Raw genomic sequence first — 25,690 nt, forward strand, 5'->3', positions numbered from 1 at the left:
GACCTAGGCCGCTGTTTTCTTTTAACCTGCCTTTATGCTTCCCAAGATTAACCTCACAAGTATCCTGAATGCAAAGTAAGTCTCTTCCAAATGATAAGCTTTTTGTTCGAGAAGAGGCCTCTTTCACTAACTGCTCTTCCCTTGTCCTTTCATTGTTCAAGAGGCGGTAAAATGCTTTTTGTTCCGCATTGTTGGAAGCAATTTTCCGTATGGAAGAACTGGGACGATCACTTAATTTTTTCCATAATTGCTGACATCTTCGTTCTAAACGAGGGTCAGACAGATATCCCGAATAGTTCGGGAAAAACCCATGAGTATCTTCAGTTATATTCATACTCCTAAAATAGTACATTTGTGTACACACGGTAGCTTATTTTCAAGGGGAGGTGGCCGCGGGTCGGAGGGTTTCTAACTCTTCCCTGTAGGTTTTATAAGCAACTCATTCACATTTACACTATCGGGTTGGGTAGTGGCGTAAAGTACTGCATCAGCAATATTCTTCGGAGTTAACTTCGGCTCGCCGTTTCCATAATCTTTGTCTTCCAGCAATTCCTCGTCGGTGATGTCTTCTCTAAGACTGGTTTCAACAGTTCCCGGTTCTATAGAAGTCACTCGAATATTAAATTCGGGCGAAAGTTCCATACGCATTGCTCTGGAAAGTTCTATCACCGCAGCTTTCGATGCGCCGTAAACCGCGCCGCCTTCAAAAATCTCTTTTCCGTCTACCGAGGCGATGTTTATAATATGTCCGCTGTTTTGTTTCTTCATCATAGGGAGTACGGCGTGAATACAACGCAGCGTACCTTTTACATTTACTTCTATAGTTTGTAGCCAGTCTTCCAGCTTTCTATTTTTAAGATAGGTGAGTGGCATCACTCCGGCAGAATTTACCAGGATATCTATCTGCCCATAACGATCGTGTATTTTCTCAAAAGCTTTAGTCACACTTTTATCGCTGGTAACATCCATTTCTACTTCAAAACTTCCGCTAAGGCCTTTTCCTATATCTTTCAATTTATCCAGGCTTCGGCTGGCTAAAGCCACTTTACAGCCCTTTTTAGAAAGTTCTTCCGCAATAGATTTTCCAATTCCGCTACTTGCACCGGTTACAACGGCTACTTTATCATTTAAATCCATGTTATTTATTTATTGGTTGATTTGCAAGTTGGGAGGATTAAGAAGTTTATCGCGTTAAAGAAGTTTGAAATAACAGGAATTTAACTAGGGAGATCCGGCTGCTGAAAGTTAACAAGAATCTCATTCTCGTCACCCTGAACTGGTTTCAGGGTCTATCATGTATTAGGATACAATTTATCTTAGATCCTGAAATAAATTCAGGATGACGACCCGAACGTCATGCTGAACCTGCCCGGCCGTTCAGGCGGGATTGTTTCAGCATCTAACAGGTCTTTAATTTTTCGGTTTTTCTAAAGGATTACAAAAGATTCTTGTGCATAGTCGCTCTCAATTCAACGAACAATTCACTGTCGTCATCATCTTCCAGGCGCAGCTAAACTGTGGTGGTTTTTTAGCTGAATTCAGTTTTTTCTTAAACCTTATTTTAATGAATTTCCCTCCGGAAGTCTTGTATTGGTAATTCGCCGAATTAAGCAAACGCCCGTTATAATCTATAATAATTCCTCCGGTATTTCGCCAAAGAAAACTGCCGCTAAAGGCTTTTACAAGCTTGGGATGTTTACGGGAACCTTCCATTTTTTGAGTTTTTTGGAAGTATAAGATAAGGAAAAGAAGTGTTAAACTGAAGTTTAGACCAAAATTAATTGATTTCCAGTGCTTTTAAAAAGCTTAATATTTCTTCTTTGAAATGCGATTCCCGGTAATTTGGCGTTGTGCCGAAGACTTAAACCTCGAGATCTCGTTATCCCTTAGTTTTGCGTGTTTGGTCTTCCTACCCTGAACCCTGGCGCGCCATTTTCTCCAGTTTCGCGGGTGCATTTGCTCCTGCATAAATTTAATCACGTCTTTTTCAGCAAGGCCAAACTGGTATTCAATAGCTTCAAAAGGCGTACGATCTTCCCAAGCCATAGCAATTACACGGTCTTGCTGGCGTTCATTCAATTCAAATTTTTCAGCGATCTTCATTTTTTATTCGATAATCGAGATTTAAATACTCCGGGGCTTATCTCGAAAAATTAAACAATTCTTCACTACGAATGACTCGTAAGCCTACTCTAAGGTAGTTGACTACAAATTTATATAAATACAGGAGTTTAGCCGGTTGAACATTGGTGAAGGTTTTTGTAAATTAGAAAGCTAATTTGGGCGTTCCCCTAACGGGGCGGGCCTTACGTTGCAATCTTTTTGTTCGTACCTCCCAAAAAGGATTTCCACTGCAATCCCTACCGAGGGAATCTTTGTTTGATATGATACTTAAAGCATAAAAACTTCTTTATTATGCCATTTTAAAGCTTCTTGAGACGGGAACCATTCTTCTTTTTTGGGTAATAAAATCTGCTTACCTTCAAAATTGGAGAGGGAAAAACTAGAATTTTCTTCTTCTATTGTTGGAGAAATTCTAACTAGGAAATCTGAATTAATTGTTATTAAACCTCGATCAAAAGCGCGGTGAAGCGTTGGGGATAAAGCTATACCATTTGTTACAGTATCGTCATTTGAAATACTGAAGGGATAAATATGGCAGGCGTCCACCATTTGGATATTATGAGATGAATTTATTTTTAAACCTGAAATACAGCACGTGTAATCGTAAATTTTAGGAACTGTTCTTTTAAATAAGCCTCCACGAACAAAAATTTCTTCTTCAAACTCATTTTCTTGTAAAGTTTCTTTTAACTGCTTAATGTGATTCTGATAAAGTTCACTGGGCTCGTTTAGAATTTCATTTTCAATTTTATCTTCTTCGTAATACCTATCTGGTCTTAAATAATTAACCTTAAAATCTGGGAAATAAGATTCGATTAAAAACTGTTCAAACCATAGCAGATTTTCGGGCTGCTGAAGTAATAAAAAGAACTCCTTGTCAATTTCAGCAAAAGCAATAGATTCATTTAAATTATTAAAGCTTTTAATACTTTTAGAACGGGTTGTCTCTATTCGTTTTCCCGGTTTTGCTACTAAATACCAGAAGGGTTCTGATCTCATATGAAAAAAAGGTAGTGCAAAATTTCGAGAATGATCGGTGTGTACCAATTGCTCCCAATTTTGTTTAAATGCCAGAAGAATTTCTGATGTAATGAAAATTCGATTCGAGGTTATTTTTCCTTTAGCAATTAATTGAATTATGGTAAGTAGAAGTATAGGTTTATGAGGTGCCCTGCCAAGCTTTTTATTAAAACCCCGGTTAAGTTTTTTGAAATAGTTCAAGTATTTAAAGATTAACTCTTCTGACATATTTTAACCAACAGCTAATTTCTGACTTTCCTTTAAAATATAAGACGGCATTTCTTCGTGCAATCTCCATTCAACGTTCATTGGTTTAGCTCCTTTCGATTTCACGAAATCTGCTTCTCCTAAAAAGGTGTAAGACATTGTAAAACCGTATTCATCTACATTCTGTTCTCTAACAAACAAGAGTATCTTTTTGCCTTTTTCGCGATGTTTAATATAGGATTCGCCTTTTGGAGAATCTGGCGCAGTACTGTTTTGGGATTGCCAGTGAAAAAGTTGTTTATTTAATGCATAATCTTCATACATCGTAGTAGGGGAATACTCTTTCTCAGTTTTCTTAAGAGTAACAAATAATGCTTCAATGTTCAATTCCTTGTTTTGAGCCACGCCTTCACGATTTGATGATTTTTTCTGAAAAGTACTCAATCCTAAAGAAGCTAAAATTTCTTCCCGATTATATCTGCTGTGTAGTTTTAATGCGAATGGAAATTCTAAATCTATATCTTTTTCGACAAATTCAATTTGTTCAACCTGATGTTGAATAAATTCTTGCATCTCTTTAAGCATTATTTTATTCTTGCTTAAAGTTTCAATACTCGTTGTAAGATCTGTGAATTTTAATTTTTCGCCACTTTCTTGCCATAGGTCATAATGAAACATAAGAAGCATCATTTCCTGCTTTTTTGAGAGCAGTCTTAAGTTTAAATCATTGTTGATTAATTCTTGAATAAATCTAAAGTAACTTAATGAGTTACAATTGATGAGTTTTCTTTGCATACACGCGGTAAACTCTTTTTCCTGTGGCTCTTTAAAATCGGGAATTACACCGGCGTCTGCACATAAACGTTTCCAGCTTCCTTTCTTGTAAATTTGCCGAATATCTAAGTGATGAAATTCCAGGAAATTATTCAAAGTAAGTGGTAGCGTAGAATGATGTTTGAATGCTTTTATTTTTTGAAGAAGTTGTGGGCGTCTAAATTCTGTTGCTTCGCGAATATTCTTTAGAATTACTTCTTTTGCCTTTTTCTCCAGAACGATAGAACATCCAAGGGGTAAATGTGGAAACTCGTCTTCAATTTCCCTAATTATTGAAGTGTGAGTTTTGCCAACAAGTGCGCGGAATTTATGTTCAAAGTCATATTCCGGGCGAGCATTTCCAACAAAATCAAGAACAGTTAAACAGTCTTTGTTCTCGGCAAGCCGAAGTCCACGACCTAATTGCTGTAGGAATACAGTTAAACTTTCAGTAGGCCTCAGAAAGAGAACTGTGTCAATATTAGGAATATCAACTCCCTCGTTAAAAATATCTACCACAAAAAGATAATTTATATCCTTTCGAAGTAGTTTATTCCGAATTACATCTCTCGAACTACTATTGCCACTTACCAGATAATCAGCTTTAAGATTGGCGAGTGTGAATTTTTCTGCCATAAATTTTGCGTGCTCCTGGCTTACACAAAACCCCAAAGCTTGCACATTATTTATATCGGTTAAATATTCTTCGCAGTTTTTAATAATATCGGCAACTCGGTGATCATCTTCGGTATATAGTTTAGTGAGTTCTCTAATTTCGTACTTACCATTCCATTTCACATTACTTAAATCAACTGTATCAGAAAGTGCAAAGTATTGAAAAGGGCTAAGCAGTTTTCTATTTAGTGCTTCAGGTAATCTTATTTCGGCTGCTATTTTATTATGAAAATCTTCTGTAATATCTCCACCATCCATTCTTTCCGGAGTGGCGGTAAGTCCTAGTAAGATTTCAGGTTCAAAACGATGAAGTATTGGACGGTAGCTGTTTGCTTTTATATGATGAACTTCATCTACAATTATGTAATCAAAAAAGCTTTCAGCTAACTCAATATTTTCCAAACGGCTATGCAATGTCTGGACCGAAGCAAAAAGATGGTTATATCTTTCAGGCTCATAACCATCTACCCATAATTCCCCAAAATTGGCATCTCTTAGCACGTGTTGAAAAGTTGCTTGCGCTTGTTGAAGAATTTCTTTTCGGTGTGCTACAAATAAGAAATTTGCATTTGGTTTTTTGTCTTTAAACCTTTTAAAATCGAAAGCAGAAATAACAGTTTTTCCGGTACCTGTAGCCGCGACTAATAAGTTTTTATTTCGGTTATGAATTTCTCTTTCTGCCTGTAATTTTGATAAAATTTCTTCCTGATATGGATAAGGTTTAAGATCAAAGAAAGTGCTAATTTGATTCGTTTTATGGGTGTTTTCTCTGTTGAGAGCTTTACTTAGCTTTATGCGATGAGTTTGATATTTGTAGTTTTCAAACTCCGGATCTTCCCAATATGTTTCAAAAGTTTTTTGAAATTTATCAATGATATGTCCAATTTCCTGGGTGGTAACTTTAAGGTTCCATTCTAAACCATTGGTTAGTGCAGAGCGTGAAAGATTAGAAGACCCAATATAACCGGTATGAAAACTTGAATTTCGAAGAAATAAATATGCTTTGGCGTGCAACCTTTCGTGCTCTGAATTATAAGAAACCTTTATTTCGGTATTCGGTAACGATGAGAGGTATTCTACAGCTTTTACATCTGTAGCACCCATATATGAAGTTGTAATGATTTTTAGTTTTCTACCGCTTCTGGTAAATTCTTCAAGTTCCTTTTTAAATATTCTAATGCCAGAAAATTTAATGAAAGAGACTAACCAGCAAATTTCGTCAGCAGAAAGAATTTCTTTTTTAATCTCGCTTTCCAGGGAAATTCCTACATTATTTCCGGTAAAAAGTTCACTTTGGCTTAATCGAGTATAAGGTGTAATTTCTTTCAACCTCGCTTCCAAATTTGAATAGGGAAAATCTAGTTTTGAAAATACCGCTTGTAAAATCCTCCCTTCATTTTCAATTAAATTATCTGAAAATTCAACATTTTTGAGCTCTTCAACTAGTAAGCTAATAATTTTGTTCGATAGTTCAATCTGTTTTAAAGGGCGGTCTTTGTCTTTGATTTCATTTAGTGCAAACTTGATGGTTTCAGACAAATAAGTACTTAAGTACTGAGAAGCTTCTTCTTTATCTAAAGCTGATTCACTGACGTGGAACTTTTGTAAATCGACATCTTCAAGTTTATTGGACACTAATTTGGTAATTAGTTGTTCGTAAAGACCGGTTTCAAAACTCATTTATAATTTTTACAATAATAATTTACAATAGGAATATCTGCTTCTGCCCAATCTAAGGATTTTAAATTTTGAATATCTAACCATTCAATTCGTGAATGCTCAAGTAGCAAAAAATTGAAAGTTTTTAATGAACAACGAAAAGGTATCAATTGGATTTCTTTCGATTCAGAATAGATATGTTCACTGATAGGTAATTGCGCCAGAATTTTAATTTCAACTCCCAATTCTTCTTTAATTTCTCTTATTAAGCATTCTTCATAAGTTTCTTCATCTACTTTTCCGCCAGGGAACTCCCATTTGTTGGGTAAATCCATTTTGCCGCTCCTTTGTGCGCATAAAATTTTGCCATTATGTTCAATAATAGCGCAAGAAACCTTTATCATAAAGAGTATGATTTAATGGAATAACTCAATTGTGAGAAAGGATATTTTTTCAGAATAAAAATTTAGGTGTGCTCAATTTAACATTTAATTCAGAAACCAAAAAAGGTTTTCCGTAATGCTGTAGGTTTTTATCAACTATTCATTTTTCGTTTAATCAATCCCTATTTCCAGGAGTGGTTGATTATCAATAAAAAATCATAACTTGAAAACAAAAATGTTACAGCAACAATGCTTCTTGTTTTTAATAATCCTGACGATGAGTAAATTACTTCTTTTTGATTTTAGCGCTACTACCGACTGGTCGGCCTGGAAAATACAGAACGACGTGGTAATGGGTGGTAATTCCAGCAGTAAACTGGAACGTAGTGACGATGGAAATGCTATTTTTAAAGGTTCGGTTTCCCTGGAAAACAATGGGGGTTTCGCTTCAGTACAGTATCATTTTCCTTCTAAAAACATCGAAGGCTATAAAAAAGCGCTCATTACGTTAAAAGGGAACGGGAAGTCTTATCAGTTCAGGATGAAATCCAATCTAAACGATAGAGCTTCCTACATTTATACTTTCAAAACTACCGGAGATTGGCAAACCGTGGAAGTGCCGCTAAAGGAAATGGAACCGGTGTTTCGTGGACGGAAACTGGATCTTCCCAACTTTTCTGCAGAAACAATTCAGGAAATTCGGTTTTTAATCGGTAATAAAATAGCAGAAGATTTCAGGCTGGAAATCGATAAAATTGAGCTGGAGTAATTTTCCATAGTAGAAATTACAAGGGCGTTTGCGGCTTGTAAATTTCTTCAATAGCAATAACTCATAACTATACTTCCATAAAAAACTAATAAAAGCCGGCTTTCCCGGTTTCTATGCTTTCACTTATCTTTGAAATAAAACTACCTATCTATGAAAATTGTTGTTTCCCCGGCGAAAAGCCTGGATTACGAATCTAAATTACCTACCACCCGCGGCACACAGCCCGCTTTTCTGGAAACCACTGCGAAACTCAATCGCAAAATGTCCAGAATGACTAAAAGTGAAATTTCAGAATTAATGAGCATTAGCGATAAGCTGGCCGATCTTAATTATACCCGTTACCAGGATTTTGAGGAAGAACACAACAAAAAGAATTCCCGCCCGGCGATGTACGCTTTTGATGGCGATGTTTATACAGGCCTGGATGCTTATACCATCTCCACCGAAAAGCTGGATCGTCTGCAGGATAGTTTGCGCATCCTATCCGGACTTTACGGCGTTTTAAAACCGCTGGATCTCATGCAGCCTTATCGTTTAGAGATGGGAACTTCGGTAGGGATAGAGCGTAAGAACAGTCTTTATGAAGTTTGGCAACCTAAAGTCACCAAACTGCTAAACGAGGAAATGGAAGAAGGAGAGCTGTTTATCAACCTGGCCAGCAACGAATATTTTAAAGCAATAGACACCAAAAAACTAAAAGCCGAAGTGATCTCACCGGTTTTTAAAGATTTCAAGAACGGAAAATTAAAGATCATCAGTTTCTTCGCCAAAAAAGCCCGCGGCGCAATGGTGCGCTATATTATAGATAAAGACGTAAAAACCCTGGAGGAGCTTAAAGGTTTCGATTATATGGATTACCGATTTAGCGAAGAACATACGGAGAAGGAGAACGAACCGGTTTTTATTAGATAGGTTTTTTCAGTAGGCAGTTTTTCAGTTTTCAGTAGGCAGTTCTCAAATTCGTCATCGCGAGCGCGGCGATCTTTTGTTGGAGTTTCCCCGTCACTTCGAGTTCCGATGCGAGTCGGAAGTATCGAGAAGTGCTTTTGAGCTCTAACTTCTACTGGTTCTCGATATAACGATATTTTCGCTTTCAGCTCAAATACCGTCACTCAAACTGACAGTGAAATTGTGAATAACAGAAACTAACTGATTGAACACAGTGCCACACCAGCTGCGCTTTCTAACAATGACGATCGGCACGACAACACGTAACTTACAACCCGAAACAGATAACAGACAACTCGCAACCGAGAACTTTTACCAATCCCACAACAAATTATTAACGCTTCCTTGGCAGCAGAAGAAAATATAGCAGTCTAATTTCGTACACAAACAGAAAAGTTTTTTTTCCTGGAAATGCAACCTAAATCTGCCAATTTGAAACAACAATACACTAAACTAATCCTGGTGTTTTCGGGAATAATTTTTCTAATTTTTTCGGCCTGTAATAAGAATGAACAGGAAAAGAAGAAGCAGAAGGAAGTTCCGCCAACCCAATTAGATACCATTTCCCTTGATCCGCCGGTTTTTAAAACTACTTATAGACTGGATTCTATTTCGAGCAAGGAACATCTGGACAGTCTCATTAATAATTTCTCTGAAGAAGAGGCGAAATTGGTTTATACCCTAAACCGAATTGATGCTCACCGTATTCAACCCGGTACCAAACTCATAATCCCTGATTCTTTGGTAAGTGACTTGAAGCTCTATGCACCTTTTCCGAAGCTTTTAGAACCTCTGGATTCAATAGACAAAACTGTGATAATTTCGAAACACATTCAGGCTTTTGCCCTTTATGAAAACGGAAACTTATTGTATTGGGGGCCGGTGAGTACCGGGAAACAGAGTACTGGTACACCTTCGGGCTTATATTATGGGAATTATAAAGCCAAGCGAAAGATAAGTACCATAGACCAATCCTGGATTATGCCTTATTATTTCAACTTTATGAATTTTGAAGGAATTGGCACACACGAATATACGCTGCCGGGATATCCTGCTAGCCACGGTTGTGTGAGAATGTACCGTGAAGATGCAAAATTTATTTACGATTGGGCGAGTATGTGGGCACTGGAAAGTGATGTGATTGTGCAAAACGGAACTCCGTTTATGGTCATTGGTGAATATGATTATAAAGATATTCAACCCTGGTTAAAACTTGAAGAAAACCAGAGAAGTAATGAGTTAAGCAGGGCAGAACGAGATACCCTTAAAGTTTATGCCCAACGTTATAAAAACGATCCTTTAAACTTTAAATTTGAAGATTTAAGCGATCAGGAAATTGTGCTTTAGATGCCTGCAGATTTTGTATTTTAGTAATAAATTCGGTTTTATGAAATTTAGATTTTCGATTCTTAGTTTATTCTGTGCTTTTTTATTTGGATTCGGAAGCCTTTTGGCTCAGGAGACTTCAGTTATGGTTAGAGCTTTGGCAAAAGATGCAAAATTTATAGGAAGCTCTATTGGCGGCGCAAAAATAATTATTAGAAATGCTGAAACAGGAGAGATCCTGGATCAGGGCGTAACCTCCGGAAGCACTGGAAATACCAAACTAATCCTGCAAACTCCGAAAGCACGCTACGATAAGCTTACCGATGAAAATACAGCCGGATTTGAAGCTAAATTAAATATAGAAGAACCTACTTTTATAGGGGTAGAAGCCCACGCCCCAATCAATAAAAAGCAGGCAAAAGTAATTTCGAGTACCCAACTTTGGGTGATTCCGGGTAAAGATATTACCGGCGATGGAGTAGTGCTGGAAGTGCCCGGGTTTGTAGTCGATATCTTATCACCACAAACGCACGAACGTATTAAAGCTTCAGAAGAAGTTAGTCTTAAAGCCAATATTGTTATGATGTGTGGTTGCCCCGTAACCGAGGATGGTATTTGGGATGCCAACCAATATGAGGTAAAAGCAATTATAAGTTCTGAAGAAAAAGAAAGTCGGGAAATCACTTTAAAGCCGACAGAAAAGCCCAGCACCTTTGCCGCAGAGACTAATTTAGAAAAAGGTTATTATGCCATCACTATTTATGCTTTTGATCCTGTAACGGGTAATACGGGCGTGGATAAAACGAATATTATTATTAATTAAGTTTTCTCACTGTTCTCTGTTCTCTGTTCTCTGTTCTCAGTTGTGAGTTGCCAGCCTCTCTTGCATTTGTCATCGCGAGCGAGGGACGAGCGCGGCGATCTGTTTCCTTCCGTCACTTCGATTTCCGACGGGAGGAGGAAGTATCGAGAAGTGCAAGGCAGGTAGAACTTCTTAAGGTTCTCGATACAGCGGTATTTTCACTCTTGCTCAAATACGGCCACTCGAACTGACGAGGAGAGATTATACAAGGCGAGATATAAGTGCATTCGTGGCGGAACAACCAATGGAACCAAGCACAGATTGCCGCGTCGGCGATCGCCTCCTCGCAATGACGGAAACTACAAACTCAAAACTCCAAACAATAAACCGAAAACTGAAATCCTAACTTCCGCATTCAAAGCATTTAATTAATTCAGGGCTGATTTTGGCATCTTCCGAACCTTTTAGCGGTTTACTTAGTAATTCTTTTTCAGAAATAATTCGGTGGAATTCCTTTGCATATTCGACCAAATTTTCCCGGCGGGATTTTATCTTTTCGGCAATCTCTTTTCCATCTAATTCGTAGATTTCCTTGGGCCAGGCTTTAAAAGCATCAGCTATCGCTTCATCGGTCATTAATTCCTGTAGCTTTTTTGCTTCCGAATTAAAGATTTGTTCCGGAGTATCGGTTAGAAAATAAACATCGTTAGGATATACCAGTCCCGGCATATAATCGATTTCCTCTTCAAAAGGCCGTACTTTGGGTTCAATACTTTCATTTGAGATTATTCCGGGAATAACGCCTTCCAAATTGAAAAAAGCATTATCCCTATCGCCAGCCACGGGAATAGCTTTGAATGTGTCATCTTCCACCCGAATTCCCCAGCCCCATTGCTTGGCGTGCCTGTCCCAATCACCAATTAGTAAATCGAATAACCGCGCTCTCACCAGGGCATTTTTGTCAACCGAAACTTTTTCAGGGTATTCATCTTTCAATTCCTGCAGGTGTTTGGTGTCAAGGATTTCATTTACATTTTCGTATTCTGTCCAGTTCTTTTCTCCTTCGGTTTCATATTCCAGCAGAAACAACCGATTGCCATATTTCTCGTTGTATTTTTTACCTAAAAATTTTTGTTTCGGTACAAAAACCACTTTAGGGTGGGTGTGTAAAACATTAGCTTTTTCCGAAAGTGCAGCGGTAAGAATGTCGCCGTATGGATGAGAGGCTGAGATGGCATCTACTACAATATTTTCAAGCCTCAGACTTCGGGCAAATTCGAGCACGTGGGTAGAAGGATCTTTATTTACACTGCGTAATGAATACAAGTAACCATCTTTATCTTTTAAACGAAGCGAATGGGTTTGGGTGCCACCACCTTCTTTTACAATCTCCATCCCGCCATAAAGCGTATCGAGAAAAAGTACCGGAACTTTTACCAGGGTCGCCCAGGCTTCCCTGTAATTTTCGCCCTGCATAATATTCTTAAGCGGATTGGTTTTATATAAACTGCTGGCAGCCACTAAAACCGAATCGTGCTCGCGGAAATCTATATTCTCAATATCTTTAAATTCTTTTATCGTTGCGGTTTCAAATTCTTTATCGGTTGCGGAAACTGAGAAGTAAATAAGGCCGATAAAGCCAATGAGAAGTATAAAAATTAGCCAAAGCAGCTTTTTCATTTTCTGTAAATTTATAGTGATTTAAAAATACAGATTTATCAATAATTGCAAGGAAAAAACCGCTTATACTTGCTGAGATTGAAGTGGTATTTCATTTAGAAGATCGGTAAGCTGGTTAAGAGAATCTGTAGCGATTAAATCTTTATGAATTTTAATATTTTGCTCTTGCGATTCCAGAACAAAAGTGCTTCTATATTTTCTAATAGCATTAAGTTCGGTAAGATCGATGCTCTTCGGGAAGAGTGAGTTTTTGGTAAGTATATTATTATTTATTTGCAGGTAGTGATATTTCCTCTCGTAATACCAGGTGCCAATTTCTAAGAATCCCAGGATTAACCAGGGATATATAAAAAGAGGTTCTGAACCTATGATAAACGAAATAGTACCAAAACTTACTGAAACGATGCCGTACAGTAGTTTATACTCTAGCCTTTTCTTTTGATAGTGAATAGTCACAACTTAACTTTTAAAGGTGATATTAGAATAAACACTATTATCCCGGTCGGTGCCTGTTAATGGCAATTCGAAATACTATAAGTGAAAATTCAAATAAATTTTCGGTTAAGTTGTTAGAATATTTTGGGAATATTCTTAATGAAATTAATCAAAAAAACTATTATTTCAATAATTCTTTAATATTTTCCTCTAATTCGTCATCTCTTAAATTGCGACCTACAACCCTGCCTTCGTTATTTATAAGATAATTGGACGGTGTTCTTTTTATTCCGTAGTTAGTAAATACCGGACCTTCCCAACCTTCTAAACTACTTAAATGTATCCATTTGAGATTATCTTTTTTAATCGATTCAATCCAATTTTCTTTATGGAGATCTCGGGAAACAGCTACAATTTCAAGTCCGTCTGATTTATATTTTCGATATAATTTTTTTAGTTCTCGGTTTTGCATTTTGCTGGGTTCACAGGTAGAAGCCCAGAATTGTAATAGCGTTACTTTACCGGTTAAAGCTGAAAATTTAAGCTCCTTTCCATTTGGCGTCGGTAACTGAAAGTCGGCATATTTTTCCCCAAGTTGCGGGATATTCTCATTATTTAAGATTGAAAGTATTCGCTTTCCTAAAGAGCTATCCTGAATTTCATCAGGAAACATTTCAAAATATTTGGCAGTAGCTTCCTGTCCCCATTTTCCCGAAACTTCATAAAGCATGCGGGCGCTAATCAAGGCATTAGGATTGTTTTCTATAAATTCTTCCTGACGTCTTCTGAGTTCAGTCTCACTAATATTATCAAAGTCTTCGTAAACCGCTTTTTCTGCTTCGACTAACTGCTGTGAAATGGAGCCGGTTATTTCAGCTTCTGCAAAATCCTTGTTGCTGGCATCAAAATGTATAGGTTTATTTTGAAGCCAGACTTCTACAAATTTAGACCGGTCTTTAGTATGTAACATAACCCACATTCTGGGTTCAGGAAGTTTGGTGGTAAACTTAAAACGCTTATTTTTTACTTCTGCAGAATCCAGAGTGCCTCCGTTCACCAAATCCCGAAAATAAAGCCAATTGCCATCTTTTATATCACTTGTTTTTCCGGTTAAAGAAAACGCTGATTCCTGCGCCTGAAGTGCGGGAAAAATGAATAAGAGGAATAAAAAGGTGAAAAATAATCGCATTGATGTATCTATTTATGAGATTAATTTAGATTAAGATAGCGATTAAAAATCAAAAGAAAGTTTGTGTAAGCAGGTCTTACAAATTAAATAAATCTGCGATAAAAAGTATTACTAGTAGATTGCTTGACTATCCTTTTTACGATTTTCTTCTCCACTGCCAGTACCGGAATCTCCCTGTGATCAGGAAGGGAACACCTGCACCGATTAAAATACCAGCGAAGAAATCAAAGTTTTTTTCTTCGGAATAAAAACTTAAAATCAAGCCGGCTATTATTAGGAGCAGGCCGAATAATCTTGCTTGCATGATTATAAAGCTGCTATGGCCGATTTTAAAGCGAAATCCAGTAAAATAACCAGTATTAAAGCTGTGAAAATAATTCCTACTAATTTTAAAATATTTATACGATCTTTCATGTTTAAGTGATTTTTAGAGTCTCAAAATGCCTTTTTAAAGAATGTTTTTGTAGTCGTAAAAATCCAGTATTTCGGATATTCCTGGCTTTTGAGAAATTGATGTTTAAAACTCAATTTTTATAAAACAGACTGTAAATATAAGGAATTTTTATGCTTTTAGCCAAATTTATATTTTATCCGGAGCTTTTTCTGGTTTATTTGGTTAAAAAAATATAGGTATTGTAAGTTTAAGTAAAAATTAATTTTTTGAGGAAATTAGACGGAGTGAAATTTTCTGATTTTTCCGGAAAATGATATTTAAGCCTTATCTTTTTATAACCAAAAAAATATTGATCTCGATTAAAGCGATTAATTGAATTTAAAATCACAGTGATGGTGCCACTGCTTCCCATCGTGTTTTAGAAGTGTAAAGGAATTCGCGGTAAAGGATGCTTCGAACTCGCGTTCTTTAAAATCGGCCCAGGCTTTGGGAAATTGTTTATAATGAAGATCTCGTGAAGCGAGAGTAATATGCGGATGGATCTTAGAAAATTTCTCGTGCTTTTTTAAACTGAAATTTTTGTTCAGAACTTGCTGTAATTCGGCGTGAAGCTTAATGATCTCCTCGTGCTGCTGAATATTGATGAAAATCACTTTTTGCGAAAACCTGCCGAAATCTCTTAAATTAATTTCAAAAGATTTCTGTTTTTCAGTAAAACGATCAAGGATATCTATAAGTCTTTCTTCTTCTGTTTCAGGAAGTTTAAAAGGAATTTGAAGGGTGATATGTGCCGGTAGTTTCAGCGCGTGTTTTGCTTCATATTTTTCGGCAATTTCCTTTTTCAGCGATTCTATTTGCTTACAAACTTCTTCCGGAGGAATTGTCGCGAGAAAATATAAAGACATTTCAGAATATTATTTTCGAGATTTAATTTAATTCTCTTTCCCTTAAAAAAACAGTTTTCTTATTAAAATAATAAATCAATAAGCCGAAAGTGAATAAGAGTAAATTTTGCACAAGGCTATCTACTATAAAATTTAAATCATCTCCGGTTGCCGATTTGATAAGTTTTCCAATTATAGAAAGTCCAGGGCCAAGCATCATTATAATTGCCCAAAACTGTATGGCCGTTTTTGCCAGTCTGTGTTTATTAAATAGTAAATATAACAGCGCTAATTCTATAACTATTGCAATTAATCCCAGGAGGTTTCCGGTAATCACCATATAGGTATTCCAGATGAGCAATAGGAAAATATAAATAATGAGTAGCCTATAAAACCATTTGTTTTTAAAAACTGTTTCCATAAAGAGGATTATTTAGAACTTTTTGATGTCTTCGGCGCAAAATCTATAACTTTTTGATGTCTCAGCAAATCTTCAAAAGTTTCGCGTTCTCTAATTAAATGGCCTTTACCCTTGTACCATAAAACTTCGGCAGGGCGGTAGCGTGAATTAAAATTACTGGCCATAGAGAAAGAATAGGCCCCGGCGTTGCTAAAAGCGAGAATATCACCTTCGGTAATTTCGGCAATTCGGCGGTTGTTGGCAAAAGTATCGGTTTCGCAAATATAGCCTACCACCGAGTAAAACCTGAATTTCCCCTCGGGATTGGAAACATTTTTAATATCGTGATGAGATCCATAAAACATTGGGCGAATTAGATGATTAAATCCGGTGTCAACTCCGGCGAAAACCGTAGAAGTGGTTTGTTTTATTACGTTCACTTTGGCCAGGAATTTTCCGGCTTCGCTCACTAAAAATTTTCCCGGTTCAAAAACTAAGGTAAGTTCGCGCCCGTATTCTTTACAGAAATTTTTAAATCGCTCGGTTAATTTTTCTCCCAGTTCTTCAATATCGGTTTCAATGTCATTTTCACGGTATGGTACTTTAAATCCGCTTCCAAAATCGAGAAACTGAAGATTTTTAAAGTTTTTAGCCGAATCAAATAAAATTTCTGAAGCACGCAGGAAAACTTCAATATCAAGAATATCGCTTCCGGTATGCATATGGATCCCATTAATATTCATTCCGGTATTTTCAACAATGCGCAGCAAAAGCGGCATTTGATGGATGGAAATCCCGAATTTAGAATCTACGTGACCTACAGAAATTTTAGAATTTCCGCCAGCCAAAATATGCGGATTAATACGAATACAAACCGGAACATCGGGATGCTTGGCACCAAATTGTTCCAGGATAGAAAGGTTATCTATATTAATTTGAACTCCCAATCTCACCACCTGTTCAATTTCTTCTAAAGAAACTCCATTTGGTGTATAAATAATATCTTTTGGCGCAACCCCGGCTTCAACCGCAAGCTTAACTTCCTGTACAGAAACCGTGTCCATCCCGCTGCCCAGGGAATTTAAATATTTCAGAATAGAAATATTAGAAAGCGCTTTTACCGCATAATGAATACGCAAATCTTTAACTTCAGAAAACGCATTTTTTAGTCGGTTAAACTGAAAAGCGATTTTTTCGGCATCATAAACATATACAGGGCTTCCAAATTCTTTGGCAACAGCAAGCAGATCTTGATTAGTCATAATAATTAAAAAATTTAAGTGGCAAAAAACAGGAGAAATTTGAACTCACACAAGTGCAAGTCTCAAAAATAACGAATTCCCTGAAATTGTTAATATTTAAAGAGAAGATACTTTAACTCGCGGTTGCTACGGTACTTTCTTTTCGCTTTCTAATAAGAATAATTGCCAGGGCGATAAAAACACCCAGTCCGGCCATAATAGCGCCAACCAATGAGGCCGAAGTAAAACTATAACCAAAGGCGATGGGTAATCCGGCAAAGTAAGCACCGGAAGCATTTCCCATATTAAATGCACTTTGGTTCATAGACGAGCCCAAACTTTCTGAGCCCTTGGCTGAGTTGATCATCACCATTTGTATTGGAGTGGAAAGACAAAAAGCGATGGTGGCGATTAGAAAAGTCATTACCAAAATTGCGATTTGGTTTTCGGCTACGTACGCGTTGGTAATTAAAGCGAAAACCATTAAAATCATACTCATAATCACCGCATAAATAGGAGAGAATTTTTCGGCAAGTTTAGCGCCAATCAGGTTTCCTATAACCATTCCTACACCGGCAAGAATCATCACATAACTTACAAATCCTTCTGGGTGGCCTGCTACATCGGTAATTAACGGCGCGATATAACTATACCAGGCAAAAAAGCCACCGGTTCCAATTGTAGTGAGTAAAACCACCATCCAGAGTTCGCCGCGTTTAAGTACATTTAAGTCTTTTCTAATTCCTTCAGAAGAAGATTTTGGAAGTTCTGGCATCCAGAATTTCACGCTGGCAATGGCCAGTAAACCAATTACACCCACCAGCATAAAAGAAACATTCCAGCTATAATTATGCCCTAAATAAGTTCCCAGCGGAACTCCAAATACATTGGCCAGGGTTAGTCCGGTAAACATAATGGCTATGGCCTGAGCCGATTTCCCCGGTTTTGCCAATTGGCCGGCAACCACGGCGCCAATTCCGAAAAAAGCTCCGTGCGGTAAACCCGATAGAAAACGGGAAACCAGTAATAACTCGTAAGAATTAGCAAAAGCCGAAAGTGAATTAAACACCGTAAACCAAACCATAAGCAAAAGCAGGGTCTTATGGGCAGGCCATTTTCCACCAAAAGCAGTAAGCAAAGGCGCGCCTACTACCACACCTAAAGCATAAGCCGAGATAAAATGTCCGGCCTGGGGAATACTTATGTTTAGTGCCGAAGCTACATCTGGAAGAATTCCCATAATCACAAATTCGGTCATTCCAATCCCAAAACCTCCAATAGCCAATGCAACAAGTGCTTTATTCATTCTTTTGGTTAATTTTTAAGCAAGGGGCAAAATTAAACTGGATATGGTTAATAACATAAAATTTAGGTAAAAACCTACGATAAGCTTATAGTTGTGAAATCGCAGTAATAACGTGGATTTAGAAAATCCTGATTCCTTAACGAAATGCTAAATTTTTCTGCGGAATTAGATTATAGCAGGGCTGGGGATATCGTAAAAAAGATTGGTACAATAGCTATACATTTGTTACTTTTGCTAACCGTAATAAATACTGAAGAAATAGCTGATTATGAACATACACGAATATCAAGGAAAAGAGATTTTAAGCAGTTTTGGCGTTCGCATTCAACGCGGTTTAGTTGCGCATAATGCAAAAGAAGCCGTAGATGCTGCCAAAGAACTAACCGAACAAACCGGTACCGGATGGCACGTTATTAAGGCTCAGGTACACGCCGGTGGCCGCGGAAAAGGCGGTGGTGTTAAACTAGCAAAAAACCTTAAAGAGGTTGAAGAAATAGCAGGAAACATTATTGGGATGAACCTTGTGACTCCACAAACTTCTGCCGAAGGTAAAAAAGTACACCAGGTGTTGATAGCCGAGGATGTTTATTATCCTGGCGACAACGAGCCAGAAGAGTACTATATGTCTGTATTGCTAAACCGTGCAACCGGTCGTAATATGATTATGTATTCTCCCGAAGGTGGTGTGGATATTGAAAGCGTTGCAGAGGAAACTCCGCATTTAATCTTTAATGAAGAAATTGATCCTTCAACAGGGTTAATGCCATTTCAGGCGAGAAGAATTGCTTTTAATTTCGGACTTAGCGGAACTGCTTTTAAGGAAATGACAAAATTCGTAATGGCTCTTTACAAAGCCTTCGAAAAATCTGACTCTTCACTTTTTGAGATCAACCCGGTTTTAAAAACCAGTGATGATAAAATCCTTGCAGTTGATGCAAAAGTAACCCTTGATGATAATGCGCTTTTCCGTCATAAAGACTATGCTGAGATGCGTGATATTCGTGAAGAAAATCAAACTGAAGTTGAAGCTGGGGAAGTCGGGCTTAATTTTGTAAACCTAGACGGAAACGTAGGTTGTATGGTAAATGGTGCCGGACTTGCGATGGCAACAATGGACCTTATTAAACAAGCAGGTGGTGAGCCGGCTAACTTCCTTGACGTTGGTGGTACAGCTGATGCCAAGAGAGTTGAAGAAGCTTTCCGTTTGATCTTAAAAGATGATAAAGTTGAAGCGATCCTGGTAAATATCTTTGGAGGAATTGTTCGTTGTGACCGAGTGGCGCAAGGAATTGTAGATGCCTACAAAAACCTTGGAGATACTATTGATGTGCCAATTATTGTACGTCTACAGGGAACCAATGCAGATATAGCCAAGAAATTAATTGACGATAGCGGATTTAAGATTCACTCTGCAGTACAATTCCAGGAAGCTGCTGATAAAGTACAGGAAGTACTTAAAAAATAAATTTTCACAGGAATTTATTTCTGTAAAATTAAGACTGTCTAAAGTGAATCGTGTTAGATCCTGAAACAAGTTCAGGATGACCTAATAAGATAATTTTAGACAGTTTTTTTGTGCATGAATGTTAGCGATTGGATAACAATTTTTTTTATTCGAAGCAGAAAAGTCTTAGGCTTTTCCAAATTATAAACAATAAAAAACCCGGTTCATCACCGGGTTTTACTTTTTATAATCAGGATTTTTATTCTTCTTCTCTGTCAGGATACCATTCCAGCATTTTCACTTTAATAGCTGTGTTGCCTTCGTTAACCAATTCTTTAAATTTTTCAACATCGGCAAATCCCTCCTGACCTCTAAAATGGTAAGGAATTACTTTTTCAGGTGCAAAGGCTAAAACGCCATCGGCAGCTTCTTCTACGGTCATCGTGTACGGAAGGTTCATTGGGATTAAAGCAATTTCAATATTTTCCAGTTCCTTCATTTCAGGAATATTTTCGGTATCACCCGCAATATAAAGTCGTTGTCCGTTTTTCTCTACAACATAGCCGTTACCACGTCCTTTAGGGTGAAAAGCTTCAGGGTCTTCAGGAAGGTTGTACATTGGGATGGCTTCAATATAGAAATCAAGTACGCGAGTTATTGCGCCATTTTCCAGAGTTCTAACAACATCATTCATTTCATCCGGCAGTTCATCTTTTACCGCTTGCGGAACAATAATATGTACGCCTTCCAGGTCTATGGCCTGTAAAGTTTCAGCGCTCATGTGATCTCCGTGAATATCGGTAATGAGGATGAAATCTGGTTTTTCTTTTCCTTCAAAAGCTTCAGCACCGCCTACGGGATCTATATAAAAAGTGGCATCGCCCCAGTTAATCACCGCCGTAGCGTGGGAAATGGGTTGGATGTCTATGTTAACCGAATCAGCCACCAGAACGTTATTTGCCTCGCCATACGGATTTTCGGTGATCGTATCTTCCTTTTGTTTTTCTTTTTCTTCATCCTTGCAGCCGGTAAAAAGAATTCCCACTGCGAGTAAAGTGAATAAATATTTCATATTTGGTTGTTTTGCATTAAAATTAAGGAACAGAGAATAGAATAACTTAGCTTTTGTAAAAATTTAAGAAAGATCAAGCCGCATCTTTATATCTCCACGTGTGTAGGGATTGTTTTCTCCAATAGGAATTTCCCTGAAACCATATTTTTTATAGATATAAATGGCATTTTCAAGCTTTCTGTTCGAAAAGATAATCAGATGATCCCAGTCCTGTTTTTTAGCGAAATCGAGGGTGTGTTCCATTAATTTCTGACCTATTTTCTTTCCCTGGTATTCAGGACTTACGGCCATTTTGGTAAGCTCAAAAATTCCGGTGTCAATTTTCATTAAAGCCACACAGCCAATAATTTTATCGCCGTCTTTTATTAAAAAGATATTCCCACCAGGTTCAATAATATATTTTTCGGGTTTTCCCAGAACTTCCTGATCGTGAGGTTCTACCCAAAAATATTTTTCAAGCCAGGCTATATTTAGTTCCTTGAAATCTTTGGCGTATTGAGGTTGGTAAGCAATTATTTCCATTTTCTTATTCTTAATTTCTGGCTAAAATAGAAAATAATGCTGTTTCTGCAGATTGACTTCAGACCCAAAACCTTGATTTATAAATTATTTTTTACTTTCACAGCTGTTTGACTAATTAAAAATTGAATTGTATGAAAAGGCTTTCAGTAAACTTCCTGTTTTTATGTTCTTTTTTACTATTAAATGCCTGCTCTTCAGTTATAAAGCCTGAAGAAAAGCAAGTAAGCATCCTGCCGCCCCAAGATCTTTACGGAAAATTGTTTTTTGATGTCCAGGAAAATGAATCCTTGTTTTCTGATAGCAAAACTTTTGTAGATGCGGTACCGCGCATTGCTCCAGCAGATATTCGGAAGAAATATTCTGAAGAGAAACCTGAGACCAACGCTGAAATGATGGCTTTTTTAAATGAAAACTTCCTAATCCCGGAAGCGAACAACAATTACGAGACTGATTCTTCTTCCATTAATCTACATATAAATAAATTATGGGATGTGCTCAAACGCCCAGCAGATAAACAAGTTTCGGGAACCCTGATTCCATTACCGAATCCCTATATTGTTCCAGGCGGTAGATTTCGTGAGATCTATTACTGGGATAGTTATTTCACTATGCTTGGTTTGCAGGAAGACGGGGAAATAGAAACTATCAGGAATATGGTAGATAATTTTGCCTGGCTCATCGAAAGTTATGGTTTTATTCCCAACGGAAACCGAACTTATTATTTAAGCCGTTCCCAACCGCCATTTTTTGCAAAGATGGTAGAACTGCTCGCCGAAATTGAAGGGGAAGAGGTTTATACAGAATACCTTCCGGCATTGCAAAAAGAATATGATTTCTGGATGGACGGCAGCGGTAATGCAGATTTGGAGGCTTATAAAAGAGTGGTGAAGCTTCCCGATGGGGAGATTTTAAATCGGTACTGGGATAATAAAGACACCCCAAGACCGGAGAGCTATCGTGAGGATGTAGAAACCGCCGAAAAGGCCATTGCAGAAAATCCAAAGCGTACCAGGGAGGAAATCTATCGCGATCTAAGGGCCGGCGCCGAATCAGGTTGGGATTTTTCCAGCCGATGGCTGAGTATAAATGGAAATGGGGATTTTAATCTTTACAGTATATATACCACGCAAATTATTCCGGTAGATCTTAACAGCTTGCTTTATAATTTGGAGCAAACACTTGCCCGGGCCTATGAACTGGAAGCAGCATCTGAAAAGGTTGAGGTTTACCTGAAAAAAGCAGAAAATCGAAAGGCCGCTATTCAGAAATATCTTTGGGAAGAAGGGACCGGTTTTTATTTCGATTACAATTTTAAAAAGGCGCATACAACCGGAATCTATTCGCTGGCTGGGGTTTATCCACTCTTTTTTGAAATTTCAGAAGATGAGCAGGCTAGCACGGTGTCTAATACCCTGGAGCAGGTTTTCCTAAGACCAGGCGGACTTGTAAGTACTCCGCATAATACCGGGCAACAATGGGATGCGCCAAATGGTTGGGCTCCCTTGCAGTATATGAGTATTGAAGGGTTACGGAATTATGGTATAGACCAACTGGCTTCAGAGATTAAGGAGCGCTGGTTAAAACTTAACCAAAACGTCTATGAGAATACTTATAAATTGCTGGAAAAATATAATGTTGAAGACCTGAGTAAAGAGAGCGGAGGCGGGGAATATCCAACCCAGGATGGCTTTGGCTGGACAAACGGTGTCTACCAGAAATTGTCAAAAGAAGAATAAAGAATCCGGTAGGTTTACTTCTGGTCTGTGGTTCTGTTCTTTTCTTGTTTCCAGGGCAATTTTCCTTCTATTTCTACTTCCAGCGTAAAACTCAAAAACGTTCGAATCAGAATTATGAGTCCGAGTTTCAGAATTTGTTCCATTTCTGCATCGTAAACTACTGTAGCGATAATATCGGCGGCGATCAGGATCTCCAGCCCTAGCAGAATAGCACGGCCCAATTCCTCACGAATCTGTTGAAAACTCCTGACTTCCTTTCCCTGTCGCTTAAAAGCATACCGGCCCAATGCGAGAAATGTACCGATTACCATGACCAGAATCCCTACTACTTCTATTACCAGCGCAGTTATTTCAATTAGTTTTCCTACCTTATCTTCCATAGTCTGCTTTCATAAAATCTGTTAGAAAAAACGATAATGCTTTTCCAACCTGTCCCACGCTTTCCTGAGTAGGAGCAGCTTCGCAAATATGTAGATATTTACAATTTTTTTCTTCGGAAGTAAGTTGAATAAAATTCCTCACCATATTCAGGGCAAATCCTGAAGGCGATTTCGCGCTCGATGGAAAATTTATAATTGCATCACAATCCAGTTCTAACCCAAAAGCCAGCTTATTCACAAATTCCAGTTGCGAATTGAAAGCTGCCATTTTTCCTTGGTGGGTTTGTAAAATAAGGTCTTCGAAAAGATGAAATTTAATATTAGAAACCGATTTTATCTCGTTAAAAATATACTGAGGCGTATAATTCTTATGCAAACCAAATATCGCATATTTTCCTAAAAACCCATCACGTTGCGCAAAGCTGAACCCATTCCCACTGTGGCGATGTTCCAGTTTTCTAAGATCGGTATGTGCATCGATATTTAGAATATTCAACGGTTTTTTTATTGCTTTAGAAGTTCCTTTTATATTCCCGTAGGCATTGTTATGACCGCCGCCAATAATGATTGGTATTTTTCCGGCTAAAACAATCTTCTCTATCAACAAGCTTACTTTTTCGTCAATTGTTTCTACCAGGTCGCCGAGTTTGGGGTAGTAGTTAGGGTCATTTTCATCGATATTGACTGCTTTTGCCATTTCAGCTTTACAATCAATTTCCCCGAGTAAGATAATGTTTTCTGGAGCTGTAAATTCGTTTTTCTGAATATTCAATAGCGAACTTAAACAAGCCTCCCAGGCTTTTGAAGCGCCTGCTTTTCCGTGATTGGCTCTAACGCCAATATCTTCCGGAATTCCAAAAAGCACGTATCTAGCGTTAGATTCTTTTAAATTATGCAGACTTTCAATAAATGCAATCTTTTCTCCAAATCGGGTTTCACCATCCCGTACCGAGATAAATTTTTCAACCGATTTATAGTTGTAGATTTTCAATCCCTCCATTATTCTACCAATTTACCATTAATAAAAACCGATTTTATGGAATTTGTTCCAAAGGCATAAGGCAAAAAGGTATAAGATGGAATTTCTTTAGTTAATATAAAATTAGCCTTTTTTCCTTTGGTGATGCTTCCGTGGGTTTTGCTGAGTTCCATAGCATATGCGCCATTTATTGTAGCTGCGTTAATCGCTTCTTCCGGAGTCATTTTCATTTTTATACAAGCCAGGGAAACAACTAAATTCATATTTCCGCTTGGTGTACTCCCGGGGTTAAAATCGGTGGCTAGCGCCAATGGTAATCCGGCGTCAAGCATTTCACGGGCTGGAGTGTAGGGAATGCTCAAAAATAAAGAGCAGGAGGGAAGTGCCACTGGCATAGTAATCGAGCCTTTTAAACTTTCAATATCTTCCTGGCGCATTACTTCTAAATGATCTACGCTTAAAGCATCGTGTTCAATTCCCGCTTGAATGCCACCAATGGCGTTAAATTGATTTACGTGAATTTTCGGCTTTAAACCAAATTTCGTCGCTGCGGAAAGTAATTTATGAGTGTCATCTACGCTGAAATAACCTTTTTCGCAAAAAATATCAATGTAATCTGCGAGTTTTTCTTCGGCTACTTTCGGTAAGATTTCATCAATTACCAGATCCATATACGCCCCAGGTTTTTCCTTGTATTTTTTCGGAATAGCGTGGGCGCCTAAAAAAGTGGCTTTGATAGGAATATCATAATTCTGCTGAAGTTTTTTAATAACCCGGAGCATTTTTAATTCACCTTCTTCAGTTAAACCGTATCCCGATTTAATTTCTACCGCGCCGGTACCTAGTTTTATCACTTCTTCCAGACGTTTCGCTGATTGTTTGTAAACTTCGTCTTCGGGAGTTTCCTGAAGGGTCTTAGCCGAATTTAAAATTCCACCACCTCGATTTGCGATTTCTTCATAGGAAAGTCCGTTAATACGATCGGCGAATTCCAGTTCCCGGTTTCCGGCATAAACGATATGCGTATGGGAGTCGCACCAGCTTGGCAGAATTATTTGTCCTTGAACATCTATGGTTTTATCGGCATTTAATTCGGGCAGGGAATTCATTTGGCCATAATCGGCAATTTTATCGTTTTCAATAAGTAACCAGGCATTTTTAATTGTTGGCAACTCCTTCATTTCAGCGCCGGAGAGTTTCTCTATCGGTTCATCCCTAACCTGGAGGAGTTCTTTTATATTTATAAATAGTTGTTTCATTTTGCGTAGTTTGTGTATGTGTATTCTACTGAAAATATCAGTT

At 37.8% G+C, this 25,690-nt stretch carries 25 protein-coding genes; 6 read left to right on the top strand and 19 right to left on the bottom strand.

The genetic code is table 11. From position 1 onward, the window contains the following. The 7 genes from LB465_RS10930 to LB465_RS10960 all read right to left on the bottom strand — a co-directional run. Positions 1–334: transposase DNA-binding-containing protein (locus tag LB465_RS10930; RefSeq protein ID WP_262902902.1), on the bottom strand; the 334-nt coding region annotated here is incomplete at its 3' end. 74 nt (positions 335–408) lie between these two features. After that, on the bottom strand, positions 409–1,137 hold the full coding sequence (locus LB465_RS10935; RefSeq protein ID WP_224469899.1) for an SDR family oxidoreductase: 729 nt from the start codon (positions 1,135–1,137) through the stop codon (positions 409–411). Positions 1,138–1,464: 327 nt separating this feature from the next. After that, the gene (locus tag LB465_RS10940; protein WP_224469900.1) at positions 1,465–1,713 is read right to left on the bottom strand and encodes a hypothetical protein; all 249 of its coding nucleotides are present in this window, start codon (positions 1,711–1,713) and stop codon (positions 1,465–1,467) included. Positions 1,714–1,806: 93 nt separating this feature from the next. After that, entirely contained in the window at positions 1,807–2,103 is a 297-nt protein-coding gene (locus tag LB465_RS10945) for a TIGR03643 family protein (RefSeq protein ID WP_224469901.1), read from the bottom strand. Between the two features lie 288 nt (positions 2,104–2,391). After that, entirely contained in the window at positions 2,392–3,372 is a 981-nt protein-coding gene (locus LB465_RS10950; protein ID WP_224469902.1) for an HNH endonuclease, read from the bottom strand. Between the two features lie 3 nt (positions 3,373–3,375). Next, the gene (locus LB465_RS10955) at positions 3,376–6,519 is read right to left on the bottom strand and encodes a DEAD/DEAH box helicase (protein WP_224469903.1); all 3,144 of its coding nucleotides are present in this window, start codon (positions 6,517–6,519) and stop codon (positions 3,376–3,378) included. Continuing rightward, positions 6,516–6,902 (bottom strand): (deoxy)nucleoside triphosphate pyrophosphohydrolase, encoded by a 387-nt coding sequence (locus LB465_RS10960; RefSeq protein ID WP_224469904.1) that lies wholly within the window; start codon positions 6,900–6,902, stop codon positions 6,516–6,518. The genes LB465_RS10955 and LB465_RS10960 overlap by 4 nt, the downstream gene beginning before the upstream one ends. Before the next feature lie 256 nt (positions 6,903–7,158). Between LB465_RS10960 and LB465_RS10965 the strand changes: the two genes are divergently transcribed. The 4 genes from LB465_RS10965 to LB465_RS10980 all read left to right on the top strand — a co-directional run bounded on the left by LB465_RS10965 (position 7,159) and on the right by LB465_RS10980 (position 10,747). Continuing rightward, positions 7,159–7,650, top strand: a complete 492-nt coding sequence (locus LB465_RS10965) for a CIA30 family protein (RefSeq protein ID WP_224469905.1) — start codon at positions 7,159–7,161, stop codon at positions 7,648–7,650. A 150-nt stretch (positions 7,651–7,800) separates the two neighbouring features. Then, the gene (gene yaaA / locus LB465_RS10970) at positions 7,801–8,562 is read left to right on the top strand and encodes a peroxide stress protein YaaA (protein ID WP_224469906.1); all 762 of its coding nucleotides are present in this window, start codon (positions 7,801–7,803) and stop codon (positions 8,560–8,562) included. Positions 8,563–9,030: 468 nt separating this feature from the next. After that, positions 9,031–9,945, top strand: a complete 915-nt coding sequence (locus LB465_RS10975; RefSeq protein WP_224469907.1) for a L,D-transpeptidase — start codon at positions 9,031–9,033, stop codon at positions 9,943–9,945. A gap of 40 nt (positions 9,946–9,985) precedes the next feature. After that, complete coding sequence (locus tag LB465_RS10980) at positions 9,986–10,747, top strand: hypothetical protein (RefSeq protein WP_224469908.1); 762 nt, start codon at positions 9,986–9,988, stop codon at positions 10,745–10,747. Positions 10,748–11,128: 381 nt separating this feature from the next. Here LB465_RS10980 and LB465_RS10985 read toward each other — a convergent pair whose 3' ends face one another. From LB465_RS10985 to LB465_RS11015, 7 genes are all read right to left on the bottom strand, one after another. After that, positions 11,129–12,406 carry a hypothetical protein gene (locus LB465_RS10985; RefSeq protein WP_224469909.1) on the bottom strand — a complete coding sequence of 426 codons (1,278 nt, stop codon included), beginning with the start codon at positions 12,404–12,406 and terminating at the stop codon, positions 11,129–11,131. Between the two features lie 63 nt (positions 12,407–12,469). After that, a complete protein-coding gene (locus LB465_RS10990; RefSeq protein ID WP_224469910.1) occupies positions 12,470–12,862 on the bottom strand; it encodes a hypothetical protein in 393 nt (130 codons plus the stop codon). Positions 12,863–13,022: 160 nt separating this feature from the next. Continuing rightward, entirely contained in the window at positions 13,023–14,030 is a 1,008-nt protein-coding gene (locus LB465_RS10995; RefSeq protein ID WP_224469911.1) for a TlpA disulfide reductase family protein, read from the bottom strand. A gap of 762 nt (positions 14,031–14,792) precedes the next feature. Further along, positions 14,793–15,329 carry a 2'-5' RNA ligase family protein gene (locus tag LB465_RS11000; protein ID WP_224469912.1) on the bottom strand — a complete coding sequence of 179 codons (537 nt, stop codon included), beginning with the start codon at positions 15,327–15,329 and terminating at the stop codon, positions 14,793–14,795. 22 nt (positions 15,330–15,351) lie between these two features. Continuing rightward, complete coding sequence (locus LB465_RS11005; RefSeq protein ID WP_224469913.1) at positions 15,352–15,729, bottom strand: hypothetical protein; 378 nt, start codon at positions 15,727–15,729, stop codon at positions 15,352–15,354. Between the two features lie 8 nt (positions 15,730–15,737). Beyond that, a complete protein-coding gene (gene lysA, locus LB465_RS11010; protein WP_224469914.1) occupies positions 15,738–16,970 on the bottom strand; it encodes a diaminopimelate decarboxylase in 1,233 nt (410 codons plus the stop codon). A 112-nt stretch (positions 16,971–17,082) separates the two neighbouring features. Then, positions 17,083–18,255 (bottom strand): MFS transporter, encoded by a 1,173-nt coding sequence (locus tag LB465_RS11015; protein WP_224469915.1) that lies wholly within the window; start codon positions 18,253–18,255, stop codon positions 17,083–17,085. 268 nt (positions 18,256–18,523) lie between these two features. On the opposite strand from LB465_RS11015, the gene sucC reads away from it, so the two are divergent. Then, complete coding sequence (sucC, locus tag LB465_RS11020) at positions 18,524–19,720, top strand: ADP-forming succinate--CoA ligase subunit beta (protein ID WP_224469916.1); 1,197 nt, start codon at positions 18,524–18,526, stop codon at positions 19,718–19,720. A gap of 238 nt (positions 19,721–19,958) precedes the next feature. Here sucC and LB465_RS11025 read toward each other — a convergent pair whose 3' ends face one another. Both LB465_RS11025 and LB465_RS11030 read right to left on the bottom strand, forming a co-directional pair. After that, on the bottom strand, positions 19,959–20,771 hold the full coding sequence (locus tag LB465_RS11025; RefSeq protein ID WP_224469917.1) for an MBL fold metallo-hydrolase: 813 nt from the start codon (positions 20,769–20,771) through the stop codon (positions 19,959–19,961). A gap of 63 nt (positions 20,772–20,834) precedes the next feature. Further along, on the bottom strand, positions 20,835–21,293 hold the full coding sequence (locus LB465_RS11030) for a GNAT family N-acetyltransferase (protein ID WP_224469918.1): 459 nt from the start codon (positions 21,291–21,293) through the stop codon (positions 20,835–20,837). Positions 21,294–21,424: 131 nt separating this feature from the next. On the opposite strand from LB465_RS11030, the gene treF reads away from it, so the two are divergent. Then, a complete protein-coding gene (gene treF / locus LB465_RS11035) occupies positions 21,425–23,029 on the top strand; it encodes an alpha,alpha-trehalase TreF (protein ID WP_224469919.1) in 1,605 nt (534 codons plus the stop codon). 14 nt (positions 23,030–23,043) lie between these two features. Here the strand turns inward: treF and LB465_RS11040 are convergent, their stop codons facing one another. From LB465_RS11040 to hutI, 3 genes are read right to left on the bottom strand one after another with little or no spacing between them, the layout of a single operon-like run. Beyond that, on the bottom strand, positions 23,044–23,409 hold the full coding sequence (locus LB465_RS11040; RefSeq protein ID WP_224469920.1) for a DUF1622 domain-containing protein: 366 nt from the start codon (positions 23,407–23,409) through the stop codon (positions 23,044–23,046). Continuing rightward, positions 23,399–24,409 carry a formimidoylglutamase gene (locus LB465_RS11045; protein WP_224469921.1) on the bottom strand — a complete coding sequence of 337 codons (1,011 nt, stop codon included), beginning with the start codon at positions 24,407–24,409 and terminating at the stop codon, positions 23,399–23,401. Before LB465_RS11045 ends, LB465_RS11040 begins: the two co-directional genes overlap by 11 nt. Further along, the gene (gene hutI / locus LB465_RS11050; RefSeq protein ID WP_224469922.1) at positions 24,409–25,647 is read right to left on the bottom strand and encodes an imidazolonepropionase; all 1,239 of its coding nucleotides are present in this window, start codon (positions 25,645–25,647) and stop codon (positions 24,409–24,411) included. Before hutI ends, LB465_RS11045 begins: the two co-directional genes overlap by 1 nt. Between the last annotated feature and the right edge of the window lie 43 nt (positions 25,648–25,690).

The organism is Salegentibacter lacus (assembly GCF_020164555.1).
In the GTDB taxonomy this organism is placed as follows: domain Bacteria; phylum Bacteroidota; class Bacteroidia; order Flavobacteriales; family Flavobacteriaceae; genus Salegentibacter; species Salegentibacter lacus.

Coding starts and splice junctions, on each gene's coding strand:
- LB465_RS10985 (WP_224469909.1), bottom strand. CDS start 12,406: ATGAAAAAGCTGCTTTGGCTAATTTTTATACTTCTCATTGGCTTTATC.
- yaaA (WP_224469906.1), top strand. CDS start 7,801: ATGAAAATTGTTGTTTCCCCGGCGAAAAGCCTGGATTACGAATCTAAA.
- LB465_RS10940 (WP_224469900.1), bottom strand. CDS start 1,713: ATGGAAGGTTCCCGTAAACATCCCAAGCTTGTAAAAGCCTTTAGCGGC.
- LB465_RS10945 (WP_224469901.1), bottom strand. CDS start 2,103: ATGAAGATCGCTGAAAAATTTGAATTGAATGAACGCCAGCAAGACCGT.
- LB465_RS11045 (WP_224469921.1), bottom strand. CDS start 24,409: ATGGAGGGATTGAAAATCTACAACTATAAATCGGTTGAAAAATTTATC.
- LB465_RS10995 (WP_224469911.1), bottom strand. CDS start 14,030: ATGCGATTATTTTTCACCTTTTTATTCCTCTTATTCATTTTTCCCGCA.
- LB465_RS11030 (WP_224469918.1), bottom strand. CDS start 21,293: ATGGAAATAATTGCTTACCAACCTCAATACGCCAAAGATTTCAAGGAA.
- hutI (WP_224469922.1), bottom strand. CDS start 25,647: ATGAAACAACTATTTATAAATATAAAAGAACTCCTCCAGGTTAGGGAT.
- treF (WP_224469919.1), top strand. CDS start 21,425: ATGAAAAGGCTTTCAGTAAACTTCCTGTTTTTATGTTCTTTTTTACTA.
- LB465_RS11015 (WP_224469915.1), bottom strand. CDS start 18,255: ATGAATAAAGCACTTGTTGCATTGGCTATTGGAGGTTTTGGGATTGGA.
- LB465_RS11000 (WP_224469912.1), bottom strand. CDS start 15,329: ATGTCTTTATATTTTCTCGCGACAATTCCTCCGGAAGAAGTTTGTAAG.
- LB465_RS10960 (WP_224469904.1), bottom strand. CDS start 6,902: ATGATAAAGGTTTCTTGCGCTATTATTGAACATAATGGCAAAATTTTA.
- LB465_RS10955 (WP_224469903.1), bottom strand. CDS start 6,519: ATGAGTTTTGAAACCGGTCTTTACGAACAACTAATTACCAAATTAGTG.
- LB465_RS10950 (WP_224469902.1), bottom strand. CDS start 3,372: ATGTCAGAAGAGTTAATCTTTAAATACTTGAACTATTTCAAAAAACTT.
- LB465_RS10935 (WP_224469899.1), bottom strand. CDS start 1,137: ATGGATTTAAATGATAAAGTAGCCGTTGTAACCGGTGCAAGTAGCGGA.
- LB465_RS10980 (WP_224469908.1), top strand. CDS start 9,986: ATGAAATTTAGATTTTCGATTCTTAGTTTATTCTGTGCTTTTTTATTT.
- LB465_RS11005 (WP_224469913.1), bottom strand. CDS start 15,729: ATGGAAACAGTTTTTAAAAACAAATGGTTTTATAGGCTACTCATTATT.
- LB465_RS11025 (WP_224469917.1), bottom strand. CDS start 20,771: ATGAAATATTTATTCACTTTACTCGCAGTGGGAATTCTTTTTACCGGC.
- sucC (WP_224469916.1), top strand. CDS start 18,524: ATGAACATACACGAATATCAAGGAAAAGAGATTTTAAGCAGTTTTGGC.
- LB465_RS10965 (WP_224469905.1), top strand. CDS start 7,159: ATGAGTAAATTACTTCTTTTTGATTTTAGCGCTACTACCGACTGGTCG.
- lysA (WP_224469914.1), bottom strand. CDS start 16,970: ATGACTAATCAAGATCTGCTTGCTGTTGCCAAAGAATTTGGAAGCCCT.
- LB465_RS11040 (WP_224469920.1), bottom strand. CDS start 23,409: ATGGAAGATAAGGTAGGAAAACTAATTGAAATAACTGCGCTGGTAATA.